5 protein-coding genes are annotated in these 7,672 nt (G+C 30.4%); 1 reads left to right on the top strand and 4 read right to left on the bottom strand.

Translation table 11 applies throughout. The features are described 5' to 3' along the window. Positions 1-270: 270 nt before the first annotated feature. The 4 genes from J1D01_RS15520 to J1D01_RS15505 all read right to left on the bottom strand — a co-directional run bounded on the left by J1D01_RS15520 (position 271) and on the right by J1D01_RS15505 (position 6,315). Entirely contained in the window at positions 271-1,215 is a 945-nt protein-coding gene (locus J1D01_RS15520; protein ID WP_421151482.1) for a hypothetical protein, read from the bottom strand. Positions 1,216-3,183: 1,968 nt separating this feature from the next. After that, positions 3,184-4,221, bottom strand: coding sequence for an ABC transporter permease (locus tag J1D01_RS15515; RefSeq protein ID WP_421151481.1), 1,038 nt, complete (start codon positions 4,219-4,221; stop codon positions 3,184-3,186). Between the two features lie 2 nt (positions 4,222-4,223). Beyond that, complete coding sequence (locus J1D01_RS15510) at positions 4,224-5,162, bottom strand: ABC transporter ATP-binding protein (protein WP_421151480.1); 939 nt, start codon at positions 5,160-5,162, stop codon at positions 4,224-4,226. 4 nt (positions 5,163-5,166) lie between these two features. Then, complete coding sequence (locus J1D01_RS15505; protein WP_421151479.1) at positions 5,167-6,315, bottom strand: NEW3 domain-containing protein; 1,149 nt, start codon at positions 6,313-6,315, stop codon at positions 5,167-5,169. A gap of 434 nt (positions 6,316-6,749) precedes the next feature. Here J1D01_RS15505 and J1D01_RS15500 point away from each other — a divergent pair, with 434 nt between their 5' ends. After that, positions 6,750-7,520 carry a LuxR C-terminal-related transcriptional regulator gene (locus tag J1D01_RS15500; RefSeq protein ID WP_372937021.1) on the top strand — a complete coding sequence of 257 codons (771 nt, stop codon included), beginning with the start codon at positions 6,750-6,752 and terminating at the stop codon, positions 7,518-7,520. Positions 7,521-7,672 lie beyond the last annotated feature (152 nt).

Genomic DNA, 7,672 nt, shown 5'->3' with positions numbered 1-7,672 from the left:
GAGTGGTTTCCCTTAGCAAGTTCATCAAGAACTTTGAGTTTAAAGCTTTCGCTATAGCGTCTTACATATCCGTCATTTTTATACATAAACATTTGTTTTAGTGTATACATATTTCAGGACGGGTGTAAATGTGTGGTAACGGTTTTGTATATGGAAAGTTGCGTGTTTGCGTGCGAAGATTTTCCGAAGGAAAATCAGACGTAGCAAACGTGCAACGACCTTTTGATTTAGCTAAAAATAGCAATTTTTTATATACGGTGTTGGCAATAGTTATTTTTCTTCGTGGCTAATTTCAAGTTTTATTGATTCTTTCGGTTCAGTTCTGATATTTTCTCCAGAATTGCATAATTCGAACATTGTTTGTTTTAACAATTCATTGTTTTCTGATTCTATCCAATAAGTTACTGCTAAATTTAAGTATTGATAATACCTTAATTCTATGGTTCCATTAAAATTCTCTTTCTTATTATTCTCTTCTGAAATCAGCGTGAATAAAGTCCAGGTATGATTGTTATTCATTTCAAGATTAATGATTCCGAGTTCTGGGTCTCCATTAAATCGTCTCGTGTCCGTTTCTTTTTGCGCTTTAACAATTTTTGAATTATTTATTAATTCAAGTAGTAAATCAAACCTATCCTTATTCGCCTTTAATTCATTTACTAATCCTGTTTTACGTTTAAAAATAAGTGGACTTTTATAACCACCTTCATACATAAATGAATAATCAATTATTCTTCTTTTGTCAATATTAATTTTGTTCTCAATATTAAGTTCATTCGCATTTTTTGGGACTTCTGTGTTTTTTAAATCAAATGCGACTAATTTGTATGAATCATTTTTATTAACGAAATGTAACTGAACAAAATAACTTGGAACAGGTGAAGGCATCTCTACAGCCACAGGAACATAAGCAGATGTTATTAAAACTGAATCTTTTGGAAAAAAACCATTAGATATTGTTCCTTTTCGAGTTTCTAAAATAATATTTTCTTTCTTGTCAATTTCAAGGTCTCCAATTAATGTTTTATATTTTTTAATTATTTGTTCGGCATTTTGTAAGTCATTAAAATACTCGTCAGAATAAAATTCCTTTTTGATTTTTTCTACATCTCCTTTTTGAAAACTCTCAACAATACTAATAGATTGTTCGTTAATATCCTTTTTGCAACTTTGAAAAAAGAATGAAATTATTAATATCAGAAGTATGTTTCTCATAATTATTGCCAACGTACAGCTGTATGGTTAGTGGCTTGGTTTAAGCGTTGGCTTTATGCGGCCATTAATTATACAGCATGTTGTGTGCTTTATATTTTTAATTTAGTTTTTATAAAAGTAAAAAAATAAAGGAACAGTAGTTCAGTTTCGGTAGCAATTTATCCCCAACTTTTTCGGATCTAACCCGAACCTATGGAATATACACTGCCGTGTATAATCCGTCGGTGATGGGAACTAAATGAGCGTTATCTTCTGATTAACAAGACATAATGCCGCTTCAAATTTGACTTTGTTAAAATTTTTTGCGAACTTAGTCAGGTACTTTATAACGAGATAGCGTTTGGAGAGTCTAACCTCTCCACGATACCATCGAAAAGTACCTGGATATGGCTTTTTTAACAAAGTCTTTGTCCGCCCTTTAGTTAATCAGAAGAAAACTCCTTAACCTTCTCGTAACAATCCGAAAAAATTGTCCTTGCGAAATGAACTATTGCACCACAACGTTCTCGGCTATGATTTCGTTGCGGAAAAATCCGCAGGATTCTTTCCGCCGTATCACGAAGATAGCAAAAATGCCGGATTTTTCCGCAGGAAAAATCCGCAGCAATGAATTATAGGTATTGTTGTGTACAGTGTTTTCTATTTTGTTTTTAGAGTTGTTTTTTTTTTGAAGGAATACTTTATCCAAAAGCTAGATTAATCCACCGTCATGTTTGCGTTTTGCAATAGTCCGAATTTTAGCGTTTCGATTTCGTCCAGAAGGTCAGTCCACCGCAACAGTTGCGTCTTGCTATGTTCCGAAGTCGTTTGAGTGAGTAAATCCGTTGAGAGAGGTTTTTTTTAGAGTTTTTTTTAGCACTTTTTAAACAGATTTTAAACGATTTAAAACAGAGATATTTTTACTTTTTAGTAGGAGTGAGTACATTGTACACAACGTACAGCTGTATGGTTAGTGGCTTGGTTTAAGCGTTGGCTTTATGCGGCCATTAATTATACAGCATGTTGTGTGCTTTATATTTTTAATTTAGTTTTTATAAAAGTAAAAAAATAAAGGAACAGTAGTTCAGTTTCGGTAGCAATTTATCCCCAACTTTTTCGGATCTAACCCGAACCTATGGAATATACACTGCCGTGTATAATCCGTCGGTGATGGGAACTAAATGAGCGTTATCTTCTGATTAACAAGACATAATGCCGCTTCAAATTTGACTTTGTTAAAATTTTTTGCGAACTTAGTCAGGTACTTTATAACGAGATAGCGTTTGGAGAGTCTAACCTCTCCACGATACCATCGAAAAGTACCTGGATATGGCTTTTTTAACAAAGTCTTTGTCCGCCCTTTAGTTAATCAGAAGAAAACTCCTTAACCTTCTCGTAACAATCCGAAAAAATTGTCCTTGCGAAATGAACTATTGCACCACAACGGTTGGATAAACACAATTGTGTTTATCTACATTGTATTTATTTGGTTAAATATAGTGATTATTCTTACATATTGATAGTTTTTTTGATTGAAAACTAGATTTTGTCATATGGAGTGTATGTAACTATAACTGTGGTTTTAACGTTATCATGAAAAATGAGAAAATTATCAAACACAAAGGAGAGAAGCTATTAATAATAACAAATAATTTTTAGACCAATAAATCATGTACGTAAATTATTTAATTAAGAGAACTTGAATTAAGAATCTAAATTAGGAAAGAGAAAAAAAAATACATCCTCTCAAAGTATTTGATATCATTTAGCGCTAAATGATTACCTTTGTAATCTATGATTCCAGACACTATAAATCGGTCTGTAATTCGGTTAGTAATAAAGATATAAGCAAGGAAAAACCCAGTAAATATGGGAGCTAAAGAAATAGGTTCGAATCTCCTTCGCGCCCACAAAAAAATCCTAAAGTTTTTACTTTAGGATTTTTTATTTTTTTATCCCCTTTGTTTTTAGCTCTAGTGTAAATATTTATCAAGCCCTAATTTCTCGTTTCATAAAAAGATAATATGATAGTGCAAAACAAAGTACTGTAGCAGCAATAAGTCCTGTTAATTGTGGCCATACAATAATTAAACTATCTCTTAAAGATAATGCAGAAGGGATGGCTCTTTGTGTTTGACTAAATGATAAAGGCCCTAAACTTCTAATAGAAGGTATTAATAAAGTTGTAGAAGCATCTGTAAATAATTGATTAGGAGAAATATTCATTATCCCCATAAAAAACTTTTTATAATTAAAAATTTGAGCCATGTTTGCTCCTTTAGAAGGTATAAAAGCCTTTGCTACGATGTTTATCAGGATTTGATAGAAAATGGTAAAAAATAGCCAAACAGCAATTGAGGTTAAGGCAGATGTAGCTGCTTGTCTAAATTTTATAGAGAAAAGAATAGATAAATTTAACCAAAATGCTACATATAAAATGCTTAGTAAGGTAAAAGCAATAATTCTTAAAAATTCACTAAAACTAGGTGTTAATCCTGATACTAAAATACCAAAACCAACAAATAAAAAGCTTAAAGTAAAAAATAGTGTTGAAATGATTATTAAAGCAGAGGTAAACTTTGAGTTAATAATATAATCTCTATGGATGGGTTGAGATATAACTCTTACTAATGATCCATTGTTATGTTCAGAATTAATAGCATCAAACCCCAAACTAATACCCAATAGCGGACCTAAAAACCCAATAAACACATAATATGATGGTAAACTACTTCCATCGGTTGCAGTAAGTAACTTTAAAAAAGCAAACATATTATTAGGGTCTTTGCTATTACTTAAAGCTTCATTTAAATGGCTCATAGAATTATATAGAGTGCCAAAACATGTAAAAGCAATAAGTATAAGTAATATTATAAACCTCCAACTACGTACATGGTCTGCTGTTTCTTTTTGTACCATAACCCAAAAAGGGTGAGATTGTTTTTGTGTTGATGTTTTGTTTAAAATGGATTTAAATTCCCTAACAATATTCAATAATGGGTTGTTTAGCTTATTTATAATTTTCATTTTTATTCAAAATAACGTTGGTATATATCATCTAAACCGTATTCTTTTACATGTAAGTGTTTTATATTAAAATTGGCATTTACAAGTGTTTTTATTACGTTGGTAGTTGCATCTTCAGTACAATTAACAATAATATTTTCTTGCTGAATAGAAACCTTTTGAATAACATTTGATTTATGTAGTAGTTGCTCTAAAGTTGATAAATTATCTTTATGGTTTTCTTGCAACTTAATTTCTATAGCATAAGGTTCTTCATTAAAAAGCGTTTTAGATAAAGAAGGAATATTTCCTTTAGCTATTAAATTGCCTCCAACAAAAAGGCCTACTCTATCACATACTTGTTGTACTTGATGTAAGTGGTGTGAAGAAAGTAATACAGTAAGACCATCTTCTTTACTTAATTGACGAATTAAATGTAAAAAATCGTGTATGCCTTTTGGGTCTATACCTAATGTGGGTTCATCTAAAATTATAACCTCAGGATTTTTAATGAGTACATCGGCTAAACCTAACCGTTGTTTCATTCCTCTAGAATAGGTGCCTACATTTTTGTTTATACTATCCCCTAACCCTACACGTTCAAGTAACTGTTTGGCTTTTTTAGTTGCTTCTTGAGTAGCAATACCATTTAAACGAGCAACGTAAAGTAAATTTTCTAGACCAGTTCTATTGTTATAAAACCCCAAGTTGTCGGGTAAATAGCCTACGTTTTTTTTTACTTCAATGGGGTTTGAGGTAGCATCATGTCCGCATACCCAAGCAGTTCCAGAACTAGGTTCTGTTAAGCCCAACATCATTAAAATAGTGGTTGATTTTCCTGCACCATTGGGTCCTAAAAGACCAAAAACTTCTCCTTTATAAATTTCAAGACTTAATTGGTTAACAGCTTTAAAGGATCCATACTTTTTGGTGAGGTTTTCCAGTTTTATAATGGATTCCATAATTTTATCGTCTTCCGTATTTTTTTATTAAATAGTAAACACCACCTAAGGCAATTAAAATAATTAAAATACCTAGCCAACCAGAAAGAATAGATGTGTGAACAGTAATACGAAACTTTTGTTGAGTTGAAGTTTCAGAAGCTTTTACGTCAAAATTAATTTCATAATCACCAGATAAGGCGTCATTATTAACGTTAATTGTAGCATCTATTTCTTTTGATTTTCCTGCTTCAATTTGATCTATTTCTTTAGGCTCAAAATCTACAGTCCATTTTGAAGGTGTTCTAGCTTTTAACTCAATGTCATTTATAGTGGCAGAACCAATGTTTGTAACTAAAAGTTTAATTTTTTTACTATCACCAGCAGTGGCTTCTGTACTTAATAGGTTAGTTGGGGTAGATAAAGCAACATCATAAGTACCTGTTATTACGGTTTCCAGTTCTAATTGGGTGAAAATATTACCAGCTCGTGCAGAAATAGGTATTTTATAAGAGCCAGCTTTAATATATTTTGAAGGCTTTATTTCAATAGTAATACTTTGAGTTTGGTTAGCTTTAACACTTACAGAAGAAACTTGTTTACCATTAGCTCTAAAAGTGGCTTGCCACCCAGCAGAAGGTAAAGTTGCTTTAAGGGCATATACTTGTTCTATAGCAGTGCTATTTTTTAAAGTAGCATTGTATGTAAAAGTTGTATTAGAAGCACCTTCAATATTGGGTTGTTTAGAAGTAAATTCAGCTTGGTAAACTCCTTGTTTAGAAACCGTAACGGTTAAAGGAAGAGAGCTATACCCTTCTGCTACAACTCTAAATTTATATACACCTTTATCTACTTTTAACGGTACATTTAGTTTTAATGTTATTTTTTCTTTGTTTTTAGGTAATGTAGAAATTTGTTCTACGTTCCAATTACCAGATTTTAGTTGATAGTTCCATTCTTTAGGCAATCCTAATATTTTAATATTTGACGTTTTTATAGAGCTACTATTGTTAATAACATCAATATTGTAGTTTATTTCTTGTCCAGGTGGAACGGTTACTTTGGTTATTGGAGTGTACAATGATACACTTTGAGCATTAATCTGAAAAGAAAATAATGAGGTTAAGAATAAAAAACTAATAAAATAATACAGGCGTTTTGTACATGTAAACATAATTTAGATTGATTAAAATTAAAAAAACTAATTAGCATTACATTTTAAAATTGTACAATCTTTTATCCATTTTTAAGAAAAACAAAAGATTGCGTCTTAAAAATGCCCGACCAAATTATTTAAAAAAGCAATATTGAAATCTTAAAAAAAACATAAATATTTTATGGGTTTAATGAAAGGTTTGTTTTTTTATGAAAAAACCTGAAAATCAATAATTAATATTTTTTAAATTATATTACATTGTAAAATGTAAAGTGCTATTATTTTAGGGATTTAAGTTTTTTTTAACATTTTATTGAATGAGTGTTATAATTTTTAGGCATTATTTAAACAAAATATTTTCGTGTTATTTTGAAATAAAAAAGGCTTAACTAATATAACATAAGTGCTTTATTATTAAAACTTTGCAATGTGTTACTTAACTTATGTATGTTATGGATATTAAAGAGATAAAGGATGTTTATAAAGAAGTTTTTAGGTCTTATGATTACCCATATTTAGAAGAGCATATAAAAAAGATTATAGAATTAGATGCTTTTTTACCGTACAATTCTACTTTCTTTTGTGTTACTAATACACAGGATTTGTGTTTTGAATATATTAGTAAAAATATGACCTCTTGTTTAGGTATTAAACGAGAAGAAATGCATAATGGCGGGATGGAATATTTTTGGACAAGAATTCATCCAGATGATATTAAGCCCTGGTTAAAGGCCCTTAATGATTTAATGGAATTTACTTTAGATACCATTTCTGTTGAGAACAGAAAACAAATGAGCTATACCTGGAATTTTAGATTTAAAAATGCTCATGGGGTGTATGTTAATGTTATACAAAATACAACACCCATAGAGTTAGATGCTAACTTAAAACCCATAATAGGTTTAGCTCATTATACGGTTTTAGATCCGAGAATTGAGTTAGATATTACGGCAACAGCAAAATTATTAAACAGCAATAATGAGTATGAAACTAAGTACTTTAATAATTTTTCACAAAAACTTTTAACAGATGGTATAAGCAATAGAGAACGCGATATTATTAGGCTTTTATTACTGAATAATTCTAGTAAAGAAATTGGTAGTAAGTTAAATATTAGTTCTCATACGGTAGATACACATAGGCGCAATATCTTAAAAAAGTTAAAACTTACCTCTACAGGAGAACTTATTGCTTTAATGAAAATTAATAGAACCGTAATATAACTTTTGTCGAGTAATTTGATCTGTATACCGAAAATATGTTAATGTTGGTCGTGAATACTCAAATTGAGTATTGTAGTATCTGAATTATTTTAAGACATTTACCATGCTATTAATTAGTTCTTAGGGAGAACATAAAAGAAGTGTTGTTATAA

It is taken from the genome of Seonamhaeicola sp. NFXS20, assembly GCF_049132085.1.
Lineage (GTDB): Bacteria > Bacteroidota > Bacteroidia > Flavobacteriales > Flavobacteriaceae > Seonamhaeicola.
Note: the sequence above shows the minus strand (reverse complement) of the source record. Positions and strands in the feature narration are given on the sequence as shown.